General features: G+C 56.4%; 13 protein-coding genes and 1 tRNA gene. 4 read left to right on the top strand and 10 right to left on the bottom strand.

All coding sequences use genetic code 11. From position 1 onward, the window contains the following. Positions 1-5 precede the first annotated feature (5 nt). Genes G6R15_RS16030 through G6R15_RS16055 form a run of 6 tightly spaced genes read right to left on the bottom strand, consistent with a single transcriptional unit; the run spans position 6 to position 5,447 of the window. Positions 6-806 (bottom strand): MBL fold metallo-hydrolase, encoded by an 801-nt coding sequence (locus G6R15_RS16030; RefSeq protein WP_164660993.1) that lies wholly within the window; start codon positions 804-806, stop codon positions 6-8. Continuing rightward, a complete protein-coding gene (locus G6R15_RS16035) occupies positions 803-1,618 on the bottom strand; it encodes a TatD family hydrolase (RefSeq protein ID WP_164660994.1) in 816 nt (271 codons plus the stop codon). The genes G6R15_RS16030 and G6R15_RS16035 overlap by 4 nt, the downstream gene beginning before the upstream one ends. Further along, positions 1,615-2,736, bottom strand: a complete 1,122-nt coding sequence (locus G6R15_RS16040) for a DNA polymerase III subunit delta' (RefSeq protein WP_164660995.1) — start codon at positions 2,734-2,736, stop codon at positions 1,615-1,617. Before G6R15_RS16040 ends, G6R15_RS16035 begins: the two co-directional genes overlap by 4 nt. Before the next feature lie 7 nt (positions 2,737-2,743). Further along, positions 2,744-3,373, bottom strand: coding sequence for a dTMP kinase (tmk, locus tag G6R15_RS16045; RefSeq protein ID WP_164660996.1), 630 nt, complete (start codon positions 3,371-3,373; stop codon positions 2,744-2,746). Then, positions 3,370-4,536: a D-alanyl-D-alanine carboxypeptidase family protein gene (locus G6R15_RS16050; RefSeq protein WP_164660997.1), complete on the bottom strand. Its 1,167-nt coding sequence runs from the start codon at positions 4,534-4,536 to the stop codon at positions 3,370-3,372. The genes tmk and G6R15_RS16050 overlap by 4 nt, the downstream gene beginning before the upstream one ends. A gap of 14 nt (positions 4,537-4,550) precedes the next feature. Further along, on the bottom strand, positions 4,551-5,447 hold the full coding sequence (locus tag G6R15_RS16055) for an SPOR domain-containing protein (protein WP_164660998.1): 897 nt from the start codon (positions 5,445-5,447) through the stop codon (positions 4,551-4,553). A gap of 206 nt (positions 5,448-5,653) precedes the next feature. Between G6R15_RS16055 and G6R15_RS16060 the strand changes: the two genes are divergently transcribed. After that, positions 5,654-5,743 (top strand) — tRNA-Ser (locus G6R15_RS16060). A gap of 193 nt (positions 5,744-5,936) precedes the next feature. On the opposite strand, the gene G6R15_RS16065 is transcribed toward G6R15_RS16060, so the two are convergent. Next, on the bottom strand, positions 5,937-6,287 hold the full coding sequence (locus tag G6R15_RS16065) for a hypothetical protein (RefSeq protein ID WP_164660999.1): 351 nt from the start codon (positions 6,285-6,287) through the stop codon (positions 5,937-5,939). Positions 6,288-6,326: 39 nt separating this feature from the next. Here G6R15_RS16065 and G6R15_RS16070 point away from each other — a divergent pair, with 39 nt between their 5' ends. Then, a complete protein-coding gene (locus G6R15_RS16070) occupies positions 6,327-7,292 on the top strand; it encodes an SMP-30/gluconolactonase/LRE family protein (protein ID WP_164661000.1) in 966 nt (321 codons plus the stop codon). A gap of 133 nt (positions 7,293-7,425) precedes the next feature. After that, positions 7,426-10,587 (top strand): AAA family ATPase, encoded by a 3,162-nt coding sequence (locus G6R15_RS16075; RefSeq protein WP_164661001.1) that lies wholly within the window; start codon positions 7,426-7,428, stop codon positions 10,585-10,587. Between the two features lie 24 nt (positions 10,588-10,611). On the opposite strand, the gene G6R15_RS16080 is transcribed toward G6R15_RS16075, so the two are convergent. From G6R15_RS16080 to G6R15_RS16090, 3 genes are all read right to left on the bottom strand, one after another. Next, positions 10,612-12,042 carry a hypothetical protein gene (locus tag G6R15_RS16080; RefSeq protein WP_164661002.1) on the bottom strand — a complete coding sequence of 477 codons (1,431 nt, stop codon included), beginning with the start codon at positions 12,040-12,042 and terminating at the stop codon, positions 10,612-10,614. Continuing rightward, positions 12,039-12,653, bottom strand: a complete 615-nt coding sequence (locus G6R15_RS16085) for a hypothetical protein (protein ID WP_164661003.1) — start codon at positions 12,651-12,653, stop codon at positions 12,039-12,041. Before G6R15_RS16085 ends, G6R15_RS16080 begins: the two co-directional genes overlap by 4 nt. Positions 12,654-12,759: 106 nt before the next feature. Further along, a complete protein-coding gene (locus tag G6R15_RS16090; RefSeq protein WP_255456177.1) occupies positions 12,760-13,776 on the bottom strand; it encodes a catalase in 1,017 nt (338 codons plus the stop codon). A 253-nt stretch (positions 13,777-14,029) separates the two neighbouring features. Here G6R15_RS16090 and G6R15_RS16095 point away from each other — a divergent pair, with 253 nt between their 5' ends. Further along, positions 14,030-15,079, top strand: a complete 1,050-nt coding sequence (locus G6R15_RS16095) for a patatin-like phospholipase family protein (protein ID WP_164661005.1) — start codon at positions 14,030-14,032, stop codon at positions 15,077-15,079. Positions 15,080-15,082: the final 3 nt, after the last annotated feature.

Raw genomic sequence — 15,082 nt, forward strand, 5'->3', positions numbered from 1 at the left:
TTGGGTTACAAACTGTAGCGGATCACCATGCCATCATAGGCCGGTGTGATATGGTCAGGGGTTTCGTCCTTGACCGTGGCATAATCCAGATCGATGTGCATGTTGGTCAGCACGGCGCGTTTCGGTGCCATGTTTTCGATCCATTCCAACGCGCGATCCAAGTGCACATGAGTCGGGTGTGGTGTGCGGCGCAGGGCATCCAAGATCCAACAATCCAGCCCTTCGAGCTCGGCCCATGAGTCGTCATAGATCTCGGCCACATCCGGCAGATACGCCAGATCGCCAATACGGAACCCCAGGCTGTCGATCGAACCATGACCGACCTTGAAGGGGCGAAAGGTGATCGGGCCGCCGGGTCCGTCAATCTCAAACGGGCCGCCGATTGTTTTCAGATCCAGGATTGGCGGATAGGGCGAGCCTTCGGGCTGAATGAAGGCATACCCAAACCGCGACAGCAGAGCGTTCTGCGTGTCGCCATCGGCCCAGACGGGAACACGGGCGCGCATATTGTAAACAATCATGCGCAGATCATCGATGCCATGCACATGGTCGGCGTGCGAATGGGTGTAAACCACCCCGTCCAACCGCCCGGTGCCCGCATCCAGCAACTGGCTGCGCATATCCGGTGTGGTGTCGATCAGCACGGTTGTCGTGCCCTCTAGCCCTTCGCGTTCAACCAGCATCGAGCAGCGACGGCGTACATTGCGCGGATTGGCGGGGTCGCAATCGCCCCAATGACCGCCAAGGCGCGGTACGCCGCCGGACGAGCCGCAGCCCAGGATGGTGAAACGCAGCTCGTTTGTCATGCGGCTGCCTTGTGATTGGCGGCCTTTGAGAACAGCCGGTCAAAATTGGCCTGCGTCTGCGCGGCAAAGTCGGCGTAATCCATGCCGAACACGTCTGCACCCTTACGGGCGGTATGTGCAGTATAAGCAGGTTCGTTACGTTTGCCTCGATAGGGCGGGGGGGCCAGATAAGGCGCATCGGTTTCAACCAGAACGCGGTCGACCGGGGCCATGGCAAAGATGTCGCGCAGTTCCTGGCTTTTGGGAAAGGCTGCGATGCCCGACATCGACAGGTAGAACCCCAGATCAAGCGCCGCTTTGCCCAATTCGGCAGAGGACGAGAAGCAATGCATCACGCAAGAATAGGGCGCGTTGCGGTGTTCCTCGGCCAGGATGAGGGCCATGTCGTCATCAGCGGCGCGGGCGTGGATGATCAGCGGCAGGCCAGTGCGCTGTGCGGCTTCGATATGGTTGCGCAGGCTTTGTTTCTGCACCTCGGCGCTTTCAGCCGTGTAGTGATAGTCCAGGCCTGTTTCACCTATGCCTACGAATTTCGGATGCGCCGATAGGGCGACCAACTGGTCGACAGTAGCCATCGGTTCTTCGGCAGCGCTCATCGGGTGCGTGCCTGCGGCGTAGAACACCGGCGCGTGGGCTTCGGCGATGGCGCGCACTGATGGCTCATTGCGCAAGCGTGTGCAGATGGTCACCATGCGGGTGACGCCAGCTTCTGCCGCGTTTGCAATGATTGTATCCAACTGCCCCTCGAAATCAGGAAAGTCGAGGTGACAGTGGCTATCGGTGATTTCCGGTGTGATCTGGTGGTCGCTCATGAGCCCCAACTGGAGGTTTCCTGCATCTTGAAAACCGTATCTAGGACAAGTGCAGCGGGGTCAAGGTTCACCGCCTGACCATGGCGCGCACGGGCCGTGATCGTTGCGGCAATTTCCGCCCATTTGCGCCCGCGTTGCGGGTCGGACGCCAGCTTCAGCAGCACCTCGCCCTCGCCCAGAGCGGCTTGTGGTTCCGGTGGTTGGCCGGTGGCACCTGTCCGCGCAAGGCGGGCCAGCGAAATGTCGATGAGATTGAGAAGCAGTTCAAACTTCTCGGCCGCGCCGCGCTGCGCGGCGGCCTCGGCCAGTTTCAACGCACGGGCGCGATCCAGACGGGGCATGGTGCCCAGAATGGCGATCAGTTCCGCGTACATTTGCAACCCGCCAAGATTGATCAGCCTGAGGGCCGCACCAACCGAACCCGATGCCAAAGCGGCAAGGTGATCGGGGTTGGCGGGCGGCTCGGTCCCGGTTTGGGCAAGGGCGGCCTGCATGTCGGTCGCATCCAGCGGCGACAGCCGCAGGGTGCGACAACGCGAGCGGATCGTGGGCAAGAGGCGCGAGGGCTGGTGCGAAATCAGCAACAGCGTGGTGCGCGCGGGCGGCTCTTCGAGCATCTTGAGCAGGGCGTTGGCCGCACTGGTGTTCATCTCGTCGGCGCTGTCGACGATCACGATGCGGCGCCCGCCATCAGCCGATGAAAGGCCAAAGAAGCGGCCCAGCTTGCGAACGTCATCGACCACGATTTCACCCCGCATGGTGCCGCGATCATTGGCCGAGCGTGTGATCGAGGCCAATCCCGGTTCAGCGCCCGCCAGAATGCGATGCACCACCGGATGATCCGGGCCGATGTCCAGAGTTGTTGGCGGAGGCGGAGCGCCAAACAGGCCACCATCACCCACCGGCGGCGTGGCTAACAAGAACCGCGCGATGCGCCAGGCCAGCGTCGCCTTGCCGACACCCTGAGGGCCGGTCAGAAGCCAGCCGTGGTGCAGGCGGTCCGAGTTGAAGGCATCCAGAAACGCCGTCTGCGCCGCATCCTGGCCGAACAGTTGCGCGGTTTCACGCGGGTGTGGTGCACCGGGCGCTTGATCCGGGGAAGGGAGGTCGTCGCTCATGTCCGCTCTATACCAGAGCCTGTTCCACAACGCCCGCAATATCGCGCGCGACGGCGTCCATGTCCCGGTTGCCGTCGATCACGCGAAAGCGGCTCGCGAATTCGTCCGCCAGTCCAAGGAATCCGGAACGCATCTTACGTTGCAGCTCTGGCCCGAAATCTTCGAACCGCTCTTCTGTGCCCTGTCGGCCCTTGGCGCGGCTAAGGCCGGTTTCGGGGTCCATATCCACCAGGATCGTAAGGTCCGGTTCGCGCCCGATCATCAGCCCATGCAATTGATCTACCAGCGCGCGCAGATCGCCACGTGACAGGCCCTGATACATGCGGGTGCTGTCAGCAAATCGGTCGCAAATCACGACTTTACCCGCTTCCAGCGCAGGCAGGATTGTACGCTCCAGATGGTCGCGGCGCGCGGCGGTGAAGAGCAGGATCTCGGTTTCGGCAGACCAGCGATCGGGATCGCCTTCCAGAACCAGACGGCGGATTTCCTCGGCCCCGGGCGAACCGCCGGGTTCGCGGGTCAGCACAACGTCACGCCCCTGAGCCTGCAGGTGGTCGGCCAAACGCCGCGCTTGGGTGGATTTTCCTGACCCGTCGATACCCTCGAATGTCAGGAACAGACCTTGGGGAATTGTCACATTGCCCCCGTAGGACCGTTAGTGAATTGTTTGATCAACAGGCTCGCCGCCGTTTTCATGCGCACAACAAAACCACCGATAGGTACGTCCTGCGCAGCCACCAGCGGACGCCGCATTTCAGGTAGACCTTCGGGTTTGATTACCAGTTCAGCCAACTGCTGACCTTTGACGATTGGGGCGTTGAGCGGGCCATCATAGACCACATCGGCCTGAACCTCTTTATCCGACAGAACCGGGAGAAGTAGGCTTAGGTCCTCTGCCGGCACCAGACCTACCGATTGTTGACTTCCCATCCAGACTTGGGCCTGGGCGACGGGGGTGTCGGCCTTGGCGATGGTTTTTTGGCTAAAGTGGCGAAACGACCAGTTAACGATGGCTTCCGCCTCCTCTGCGCGTTGTGCCGTGCTGTCGAGGCCCGAGATCACAAAGATCACGCGGCGATCCGCTTGTTTGGCAGACCCAACAAGGCCGTATCCAGCTTCTTGCGTGTGGCCGGTTTTCAAGCCATCCGCGCCGATTCCCAAACGCAAGAGCGGGTTGCGATTGCGGGTGTTTGATGGCGCGCGCCCGTCAAATTCGAACTCGGTTTCGGCAAAAAGGGGGTAGTATTGAGGGAAATCCGCGATCAGCCGATTGGCCAGAATAGCCAAATCCTGCACCGACATCCGATGTCCCGCTGCTGGCCAGCCATTGGAATTGGCAAAGGTCGAGTTATCCATCCCCAATTGTTTGGCGCGTTGGGTCATGTAGCGCGCAAACCCGGCCTCAGATCCATCGGGGCTGAGGGCTTCGGCGATTACGGCGCAGGCGTCGTTGCCACTCAGCACGATGATGCCACGGATCAGATCCTCGACCCGGACGCGATCCTGTGTGTTCAGAAACATGGTCGAGCCGCCATAGTTCATCGCGTGCTGTGAGACGGGCAGGCGCTCATCCAGCGTCAACCGACCGTCGCGCAGCGCCTCAAACGCCACATAAAGCGTCATTAGCTTGGACATGGACGCGGGCGGCAGTGGCTCTTCGGCGTTTTTGGCCAATAAGACCGTGCCGGTGCTTTGATCCAGGACATAGGCCGCTGTGGCCTTGGTGTCAAAGGCATGGGCGGGCAGGGCTGCAAGCGCCAGGGTCAGCGCAGCAGCAGTTGTGCGGAGCAACGACAGCACGAGTTCAGCTCTCCTTAGTTGGTGACAGCATAGGCGTCAGAAAACCCGGTTTCCTTGACCTGCTTGAGCAGGGCCGTCCGTTCTGAAGTGGATTGCGCCGGGCCCACGACAACCCGCCAAAAGGATTTGCCGTTCGATTTTTGCGCCAGGACGGTCGGAACCATACCAGAGTTGCGCATTTGATCGGCAGTGCGGTTGGCATTGGCTTCGACGCTGAAGATGCCGATCTGGATGTACGGCTTGGACAGCGACGAAGATTTGGGTTTGGGCGCTGGGGTTGCGGCAGACGCCGAGGCAGTCACGACTGGGGCCTCCGCCGTAGCAGGAACCGTGGCGTCGATCGCAGCGGCTGCACCAGCGATAGGATCCAACGTTGCTTCCGAAATCTCCGCTTCCGGCTCGACGACGGCCACTTCGGTCGCGTCAATTTCTGGAGCTTCTTCAACAGCCTCGCGGCGCAGTGCGGTCACGTGCAATTCAACCGGAGAACCGGCCAACATGCCAAGCGCAGCTGCGGCGTCAGACGAGGCTTGAATGCGCGGGCCGGGGATTTCACGCGCCCTGCGGAACAGGGCGCCGATCACAAACTTGCCGTTAGAGGCGTTGCGGATGATGACGCGTTCCGGTTCGGTCACGTCAGCATGGGCCACCCAGACACCGCCAAGCGACGGTCGACCGTCCCAAAGACCGGCTTCTGTCACCTCGAACACTTCGGGCGCTTCGACGTCGCGTTCGATCAGCTGGGTGCTTTGCCCGCTTTCTTCGGTCGTCGTTTCCTTGTCCTTGGGTTGCAAAAAGGACATGTTGGGCCCTTCTTCACAGCCGGCCAAGATGCCAAGTGTCGCCGCAAACAAAACAAGTCGTTTCGGCAACTTGCGTGGTTCTGTCCGTCGTTCAGCCCCGTAGGTCATGTCGTGTTCCTTGCCTGTTTTGGGCGTCTTTTGCACCCCTTGCGCCGGTTGTCCGGTCGTTTGCCCGCGTATCAAGCTCTAAGCTTGTTTGGCATGATCATAACGCGACAGGCCTTTCAATGAAAGTCCGCAGCGCATCGGTCGGCAAGTTTTCCCCATTTTCAGCTTGCGTCGACTGTGGGGAGGACCTAAATCACGTCGCACGCGGGGAGGTGGCAGAGTGGTCGAATGCGGCGGTCTTGAAAACCGTTGAACGTGAGAGCGTTCCCAGGGTTCGAATCCCTGTCTCCCCGCCATTCACGAACAGAAGTGGGAACCGCCGTTAGGTGAACTTTGCCTGACGCCAAGGCTTGTGCAATCGACGCACAGAATCCTTTAATTCTGATTTTTTTCTACCGACGTCGATCCTGTTGATGACAGATCGCAGGTACCCTTTTCGAACGGCCGCAGACTCGTCAGCCAATTCCGCCTGCTTCGAAGACACATAAATCACGAAACCTTCTCTGCGGTCCGTCGGCTTTTCGGGGGCGACGTCACTGGCACCCTGATCTTGTGCAGTATTAGAGCGTGCAGCAATTTCTGTTCCTGCACCAAATTTTCATTTGTTTTTTTGCCAAGTAGATCTGCACGAACCTGGTAAGAATTCAGCTGTTCGAGGGACACGATCAGATGTCGACATTTGTGCAGGCTGCCTTGTTGGTCGTATTCAAGCATCTGACGGGGAGATACACGGAACTTGTTGTTTGAGCGCCTTTGGCGCAAGCTTACCCAAAAAATACAGGCGCGCATGTCCAACTGGACATTTTTTGTAGTTCTTGACGCCATCTTTTTCTGGGCCACGCCGATTTGTAAAATAGTCAAATAGAGGGAGACAACTGAATGTCATTGGATTTGGAATTGCACCTAGAAGAAGTGGCCGGCCCCTCAGACATTGGCTTCCCCGAAGGTCCTGTTGCAATGAACGATGGTTCGTTGTTGTTTGTCGACATCGAGAAAGAGACCTTGTCGAAGGTCACCTCCGATGGGACGATCAGGACTGTCGCCGAAATACCTGGTGGCCCAAACGGAGTGGCGATTGGGCCCGACAGCGCAGCTTATGTCTGCAACAATGGCGGTGTCTATACGTTCAAGGAGGTTCCCGTTCCCGGAGGGACGGCAAATGTGCCATGGCCAAGCCGGCCCAATTACACCGGTGGCTCGATACAGCGGGTTGATCTGAGTAACGGCAATGTCACAACTCTCTACCCTTCACCCTGGTCCAAGGAAAAATTGCTCGCGCCTGATGACATCGTGTTCGACAAAGAAGGTGGTTTTTGGTTCACCGATTCCGGTTATCAAGATGAGGACGTCCAATACAAGGGCGCTTTGTACTATGGGACGATAGACGGTCAGCCGCTGAAAAAGGTTGCCACAATACCCATGGCGAATGGTGTGGGGCTGTCACCAGATGGAAAGACGGTCTATGTCTCGGATACTATTTTTAGCCGCCTTTGGGCGCTGGACATTAAAGGCCCCGGCGAGGTCGAACCCGGACCATTGCCCGACATGCCCGGTCGGATTGTGCAATCTCTTCCGGTGCATCAATCCATCTATCAATGGCTTGATAGTCTGAAGGTAGAGGCGAGTGGGAAAGTCTGTGTCGGCACCATTTTCAATGGCGGCATCACCGTCTTTGAACCCAATGACGGCACGTTTGAACATGTCCCGATTCCGGCGCTGTTCGTGACCAACTTCTGCTTTGGGGGAACCGATATGCAGGATCTTTGGATCACGGCGTCGAGTTCGCGAAAAATCTATAAGGCGCGTTGGCCAAGAAAAGGTTTGAATTTGGCGTTTACGGCTTGAATATGCTGGGGCCACACTAACTTAAATTGCTGATCGTTCAGGCGGGAAACGCGCCTATTCGCCGAAGGTTGTCGTAAAGAGTTAATGCCGTTAACCTAATCTTTAGGGGGGCAACTGCATTGCTTCTGGATCAATGACACACGTGGGGGAGCGGCGTCAGGTCTCCGTTCTGTTCGCAGATATGGTCGGTTTCACGGCCGCTGTAGAACGGTTGGGAGAGGACGGAACGCTGCCGTTCGCGCAGGTGATTTACAACCTCATGGCTGATACCGTCGTTGAACATGGCGGCACTATCAGCAGCTATGGCGGCGACAGCGTTATGGCCCTCTTTGGCCTTCCCGAGGCGCTGGAAGACGGCGCTTTGCGGGCTTGTCGCGCAGCTTTAGCCATTCAAACAGCTTTTGCGGAAGCGGCTGACGAGATTGAACGCCGGTTTGGACTTCGACCGCGCATGAGGGTTGGGGTAAGCTCAGGTGTTGCATTGATGGCGTCGATTGAGGGGCAGGATGCACCGGCGACAGCTGTCGGGAATACAGTGAATTTGGCCTCGCGCATTCAGAACTTGGCCGCTGCGGGAAACTGCCTGATTTGTGACACGACAAGACGGCTAGTCGAAGGGCAGGTCGATCTGAATTTTGATGGCGAGTATGAAATCAAAGGCGTGTCAAAGCATCGGAAGCTGTGGAATCTGCTGGCGATACGCAAAGCTGCTTCCCGTTTCGATGGATCTGTTGCTCGGGGATTAAGCCATTTCGTTGGTCGCGAAAAGGAACTCGCAGCAATCTCCGCCAAATTCTCCGAAGCTGTTGGAGACTTGAAGGTCGTAGACCTTGCCGGTGAAGCAGGGTTAGGAAAAACGCGGCTGGTTTTCGAGTTTTTGCAGCGCATAAATCCAAAAGAAGCGCGTCTTTTTCGCGGGCATTGTGCTGCCGATCGCACCCAGGTTCCGTTTTTTCCATTTCTTGAGGTCGTCAATGAGGCGTTTCAAATCCGCTCTGAAGATGAACCCGCAGAGATTTCACAAAAACTGCAAAGGGGGCTACTCGGCTTGGGCTTGGATGACCCAGAGAGCCTGGGCTTGTTGCTGAACCTTTTGGGAAAAGAACCGCCCGCTGGATCGCTTGACGGTCTTGATGGTGTTTTGATCGGACATCGCACACGCAATTTGTTGCGTGCTATGTTGAAGGCGGAATGCGCCAACTCTGTGGTCATCTTCTTGATCGAGGATATTCATTGGATCGACAGTGCTTCGGCAGAATTTCTGGGCAAAATCGTTGAAGATGGCGAACCCAACAACCTCTTTGTTCTGCATACAAGGCGTCCAGAATATGAACCGAGTTGGATCGAGAATTCCAGAGTGACCGAAGTCGCCCTCTTGCCGCTGTCCTCTAGTGAAATTGGGCACCTCGTTCAGACCCGTCTGCAAGTCGACAACCTCCCCTCTAACCTTGTCGAACAAGTGAGCGAGCGTGCGGGAGGCAATCCACTCTTTGGTGAAGAGATCTTGTCTTTCTTGATCAGCAAGGGGGCGCTAAGCGTCGATGCAGAAAATGCCAATTTCGATATTGATCTCGCTTCAAGTGGGTTGCCCGAAAGCATGCGTAGCCTGTTCACGGTACGCATGGACCAGCTTGAACCCGCTGACAAAGCGTTGCTGCAGGCGGCTTCGGTGATCGGCCGGCGCTTTGATCCGGGCTTGCTGACGTCCGTTGTCAAGACCGACGGCTCCGTAGGCGAAGCGCTTCGCCGGTTGCAGACCCAGGATCTGATTCACCGTGACGACGGATCTTCTGATTATGCGTTCAAACACGTTCTGTTACGCGACACCGTGTATCAAAGTTTGTTGGCAGAGCGGGCGTCCGAATTGCACTTGGCCATTGCGGCGGCTCTGGAGCAGCGAAACGACAATCGTGTCGGAGAAGTCGCGGGCGCACTGGCACATCACTATTTGCGGACCGAGCGCGGGGACCTTGCGTTCAAATACAACGCGTTGGCCGGTGCCAGGAGCCTTGGTGTTTACTCTCTCGGGGATGCGAACAGGTATTTCGAAAGTGCACTTAGCCTGTACCAAAGCGATCCGGGCTGCGCGAACGACCACGAATTTGCGGCATTTCTTGTCGACTACTCGACCTGTTCGAATATCTCTTTGAAGATCACGGAATTTATCGAATTGGCACCCCAAGTCCGACCAATCCTGGGTCGATTGGGTGACACCTATCAGCATGTCGTCTTCCTACATCACTACATCGCTTGCCTTGTTTACAACGGTCGTTACGTAGATGCGTTTCAAACCCAACAAGATTTGACCGCGATGGCCGAGCGACAGGATACGCCGGAAGCAGCGGCCTATGCGCTTGTCAGTGAACTTTCGGTTTCTTGCTTTTTTGGACACCTATCCAATGAGGCTTTTGAGGCCAAGAGACGCGAGGCAGAAGTGGTAATGGGCAGTGTCGAAGACGCCTATTTGCAGAACTTTTTCCTGGCAATATTGGCCTGGAATGAGACGAGTCGGGGACGGTTCGCTCATGCGTATGACGCGACAAAACGCATGGTGGATCTTGGAGAAGCCAAGAATGATCCGCGATCATTGGGCTATGCGACGGCTCTCAACGCGCTGATCGCTATGCTCAACGACGATCACGCCAAGGCGCTGGAGATCGCGGAACAAGCGTTAAAGGTATCGCATGCCGAATTCGAACGCGCCTCGGCCGAGGCTGCGCGCACCGCGGCGTTGGTTCCACTTGAACGGCCGGAGGCCATTGACGAGGTCAATCGGTTCATCTCCAAATGCGAAGAAGACGGATGGGGAATGTTTTTGTCAGGCCCGGACATGATGCTGGGCGTCGCCCTGACGATGAATGGGCGCATCGACGAAGGTTTGCGCCACATGGAAGACGCCATCGGTCGACGTGAGCAGGAGGGCTATGGTCTTGCCGCGGACTGGTATCGCCTATTCCTTGGAGAGCTTTATCTTGGCATCCTTTCTGGCGAAGGCGAGGCGTCTCTGGGTCTGTTGTTCCGCAACATAAGATCGCTGAGTTGGGTTTTTACGTTCGGGGCCGGACGCATCATCAAGTTGATCGACCAGGCCTGCGCTAATCCACAGTTTGACCGAGATGGGTACTATTTCGCGCGGGGTCAGATGATCCTTGGTCTGCTGTACAAGCTTAAGAAAAAGAAGGGGTTGGCCGTCGAACACCTGCGTGACGCGCGCCGTATTGCCGAACAGATCGGCCCGTCCCCCTTCCTGACCCGCATTGATGTGGCACTGGCCGAACTTGAAGCAGCCAAGTAACTCAAAGCCACAGTCGGCCCCTGATTACGTGTCAAGCTGCGACAGATAGGCAATTGCCGACAGGCTGGGCAGGAAGGTGTATGCGCCACCGCGCGCTTTGATAAAGCGTGGAAAGCCACGCAATCGGATCGATCCACCATTCGCAAGCGTAAGATCAAACCAGCTTGTTTCCGGCTCGTTTGCGCCCAGTAGTGGGTCGTCAGCACCCGTGATATCAGGGTTTTGCAAGCCGACGTTGATCCAGTCACACATCACCGCTTCGAACTGGGCGCCCAGATTGGCGCATAAGAAATTACCCAGCAGACCGCGTTCCGGATTGTTTGCTTCGTCGAGGTTGGCGGGGTCAAAATCCGGTCCATAAGACATGCCACGTCTTACGATACGTCGAGAATAATTCGACATGCGCTGTACGATATGACCGTTGCGCGGATTGGCGCGGCGGGTGTGCGACCCAGCCGGGCAACGCGACTCGCGGTCGTAGTCAAAGTTGGTCAGGAAGCCAGGGGTGTCCGGTATAGGTCCGGTCGAATTGGGAGACTTTTCATAAGGCATCCCGTTGCGCCAACGCCCGCACATCTGGGCTGCCACAACCTCGCGAAGCGCACCGTGTCTATTATCCTTCATTCCAAATATGTTCTCTTCGGCTCCTGGAGGAAGCAGGTGATCCACTTCTGGGTGGTTCTCCAATTCAGTAGCGGCAGTCGAAAGGTATTTCTCAAACCCGACCGTGTCCTGAGCCAGCACGCGAAAGGCATTGAATGCGCCATTGCGCCCCAACTCATCAGGGTTCGGGACCCGAAACAGAAGACCTTCGTAGTGTGTCGGATACCCCAGTAGAACTGTCCCTAGAGGGTTGATCGGTTCATTGTCATTCGCGCGGTCCGGATTGATCACATGGGCAAAACGCGGCTGCGAAATGCTGTCGCGATACCCAAAAAAGACTTTACCTTCAGGCAGGTTACGCCCGTCTTGAACGCCAATGACACCGAAGGCCTTGGCGACTTGTGCTTGCACCTGTTCAACTTTTTCAAGCTGCTCGTCGGTGTCGCTGTAGATAGACGCGATCAGATGTACTCGATCAGGTTGGTTGAACGGTTCTGCCCAGTTCTTCGGCGCACTGTCCCCGAAGTCGCCAATCTTGGCTGCGCGTTTCGTCATTCCCTGACGGAACTCAGTCGGGAATGTATCCAAGTGATCCTGCGTTACACCTAAAGCCCGCAATCCGGCAAAGGTCACGCCAATGTTGAAGCACAGATCCGGCGGGTCTGCCCATTTTTCAGAGGATTCGCGGGTAATAGTTGGCACTGCGTCCGTTGTGCCGGACACCGCGGCGGCCAAAAACTGACGCGCCAGTGTCCGGTTTGTGACTTCCAGCACGAGGTGGCGCACACGGTTAAGGGAATACCCACGCAGGATGTTGCCTTGCACGTCTTCGTGGTTGAACTCTTTTGTCACCAGCCTACTCCAAATTTGCCGCGCACTTGCGCTGCTGAATAACCGGGGTAGGCACGATAGCCGCCACCCAACGACAGATCGGGATTTGCGTGCAGCAACAGAATAAGCTCGCGCGGCAAGGTCTTTAGATCATGGGGCGGGCTATCTTTTGATACCCCGCGTGCTTCGTCCAAAAGCTCAAACACATCGGTTGGATAATCGGGCGCTTGAAAGAGATCGTGTGCGTGAACCCAATCGATGAACTTTTCGATGTTGTGCGCCGTAGGTATCATCTCATCACCGCCCTCGACCACGGTCATCACGTCATCGAAAACGCTGCCGATCGTGATTATGAAGTCACGGATGTAGTTGCTGAAATCACCGTCATAGACCGAAATCATGCACAAATTGTCCCCCAAAATCAGGAAGCGGGCAAAGTGAACTGTGCCAACATTGTCCAGACCGGCGAAAATCTCGTCAACGTTCTGCGCAATGGCCAATGCGGCCTTGGCCCGCCCAATAGATGAGCTGTCCTTGAGCGGCATGACGAGGTTCATCATCCTCTGCACGTTTTCGCTGTTTTGCTGCGTTTCGCGTGGCCCGCCAGGCATCTTGGGGGCAGGGGCCTTCATTGCCCAATATGGAAGCACGACATTTTTGGAAAGAAACTTGAACCACCCACGCTCGGGCAGTGAATCAACATAACGATCAAACCAGCTTTCTTCGTTCGCCATAATTTCAATCCTTCGCAAACGGGCAGCGTGTGGCCTTGCGCCACTCGCTTGAAATTTCATAAGCATCCCGCCGGGCGGCCAGGATCGGGTCGTCAGAGGGTTCAATACCCTTCGTCAGAAGCCCCGGATTGAAGCTCAGATCTTCGCAATCTGCGGTTTGATCTTCGGCGACCTTGTCCAGCGTCAGTGTCCCCATAAGTATCCGGATTCTGTGGGGCGGCCAGGGTCGCGAACAATCGTTATAGTCATCGCCCGCTTCGCCAAGCTGCATCATCAACGAGAACTGCGCTTCCCCGTCGCCATCCAGCCGGGCTCTCAGTTCGTCGTGCAGATAGTTGTTGTCAGGTTCTTTGGTCAGCCTTCTCGGCTGAACGCCAGAAATCGGCTGCCACGTGAACCGGACATACCGGCGTACGCCATCAGGAGATGTGATAATGAACGTATGCACCGCATGGTAATCGGCACGGGTATATCCTGTTGGTGCTCCGATTGTGGCTGCTCCAAAAATCGGAAGCTGTGAGAACCGGTTCTTGTTTGCAAAATCGAACGCACCCTCGTCCGGGCTCAAGGTTTCGTTAGGGTAGGGATTGCGTTTGGGTATCATCATTCGCAGATAGTCAAATATCTTTGCCCATGCGTTTTCACGAAAATATGGGATTGCTGGGGACGCATTGATGAATGCCAGCGCCGTTTTCTTGGTTGGCCCAAAAAACGCGGGCAACGTCATTCCAAGCAGATCGGTCGCAGTGCCATCGGGCAGGTGGAACCGGATTGCCATGCCCCGCACGTCTGACCAATCATCACGTTCCGTCGCGCTGCCCGATCCATTCGAGAACCGGCCCGTAACCGGAATTTTGGCGCCCTGAAAATGGGCCGCCGTGCAAAAGTTGGGGGCAACGTCTGAAGCTATGAAATGTCCGCTCATCCCGATGCCCATCGTGTGAACAGGGCGGAGGTCAAGATCACCATCGGGTCGCTGGAGCGCTCTTACTAGGTCTGCTGCAATCGTCTGATCGTTCATATCCAACCTCACAGATTCTCCAATTTGAATATCATTACACGAAAAAGCGTAACAATTTGCGCAGAATCGCGTCTTATTGTAACAAAAGCGGGTTGAAGGTGATCATTGTGAGCATCGTCAGGGGCAAGCAAGACTGACCCTTGGCTTGTTTCACTGGCGAGTTCGCAGCTCGAATTTATCTGTGAAAACTGTCTTCGATTGCCGTTTCTACGTGCTTAAGGTGATTGCAATCTGCTCGGTCAGGAGGGGTCCGATGGCATTCAAACTCTTGTCCTGTGACGGTGGTGGGGTCAGAGGCTATCTGACCTGTCTGATCTTGAGTGGGCTGCACAAAGAGACCGGATTTCTGGACAAAGTAGATGGGTTTATCGGAACGTCTACGGGTGGGTTGATAGCTGTTGCATTGGCCGATGGCAGATCTCAGGGCAAGGATCTGGGGGCTTTGTTGGATGAGATCACATCCATTTACAGAAATCAGGCTGACAAAATATTCCGTGAGAATTATCATAACATATTCGACAGATCGTTTGATGCGATGGCGCACAAATTCGGTTTTGGCGATGGGCCAGGCATCAGATCGTCGCAGTTCACCTCGACGGGTTTGGCAGAAATTGGCAAGTCGTTGGTTGGCGACCGGGAGCTTGGGTCAATCCCACCCGATATTGTGTTGGCGGTACCGGCAGTCTGTTTGCACTGGAGCAATCGTGTCGGCTGGGCCCCGTTCACTCTGACGAACCAGGAACTGAGCAGGGATGATTGGTTGAACCTGAGCACCGTCAAATTGCTGGATATGGCCATGGCCACTTCGGCGGCCCCGACGTTTTTTCCGCCGCACCAGATTGTTTCTGAGGGTCATGATTACGGTTATTTTATCGACGGGGGCGTTTTTGCCAACAATCCGGTTTTGAACGGGATCAATGTTGCAATCGCTGCGGGGCACGCAAATGATCTTTCAGACATAGAAGTCATTTCAATTGGAACCGGACGTCAACCCATCTCGATCTCTGAAGAGATGGTGAAAAACCCCGATGACTGGGGTCTTCTCAAATGGTTCGGCCTGACCTCGGACGCCCCTGGGGGGGCATTGCTGGATCTCGGGTTGACCACGTCGGCCGAAAACCAATATTGGATCGCGAAGCTGGTCCTGGATGATCGCCTTGTTCGACTGGACCCGCCTCTTGCCAATACCGTTAGCCTGACCTCGCGTGATACCAAGTCGTACGAGCTGATGGACGAGGCGTCTCAATTCGCCAAGGACAGTCCGTATTGGCAGGATGCTCTTGTCCTGTTGCAAAGCTGGTGAGCC

It is taken from the genome of Tropicibacter sp. Alg240-R139, from assembly GCF_900537075.1.
Lineage (GTDB): Bacteria > Pseudomonadota > Alphaproteobacteria > Rhodobacterales > Rhodobacteraceae > Falsiruegeria.

What these genes read in the sequence shown, in the direction of transcription:
- G6R15_RS16070 (WP_164661000.1), top strand. Translation starts at nt 6,327, where the DNA reads ATGTCATTGGATTTGGAATTGCACCTAGAAGAAGTGGCCGGCCCCTCA.
- G6R15_RS16095 (WP_164661005.1), top strand. Translation starts at nt 14,030, where the DNA reads ATGGCATTCAAACTCTTGTCCTGTGACGGTGGTGGGGTCAGAGGCTAT.
- G6R15_RS16085 (WP_164661003.1), bottom strand. Translation starts at nt 12,653, where the DNA reads ATGAAGGCCCCTGCCCCCAAGATGCCTGGCGGGCCACGCGAAACGCAG.
- G6R15_RS16030 (WP_164660993.1), bottom strand. Translation starts at nt 806, where the DNA reads ATGACAAACGAGCTGCGTTTCACCATCCTGGGCTGCGGCTCGTCCGGC.
- G6R15_RS16075 (WP_164661001.1), top strand. Translation starts at nt 7,426, where the DNA reads ATGACACACGTGGGGGAGCGGCGTCAGGTCTCCGTTCTGTTCGCAGAT.
- G6R15_RS16035 (WP_164660994.1), bottom strand. Translation starts at nt 1,618, where the DNA reads ATGAGCGACCACCAGATCACACCGGAAATCACCGATAGCCACTGTCAC.
- G6R15_RS16055 (WP_164660998.1), bottom strand. Translation starts at nt 5,447, where the DNA reads ATGACCTACGGGGCTGAACGACGGACAGAACCACGCAAGTTGCCGAAA.
- G6R15_RS16090 (WP_255456177.1), bottom strand. Translation starts at nt 13,776, where the DNA reads ATGAACGATCAGACGATTGCAGCAGACCTAGTAAGAGCGCTCCAGCGA.
- G6R15_RS16040 (WP_164660995.1), bottom strand. Translation starts at nt 2,736, where the DNA reads ATGAGCGACGACCTCCCTTCCCCGGATCAAGCGCCCGGTGCACCACAC.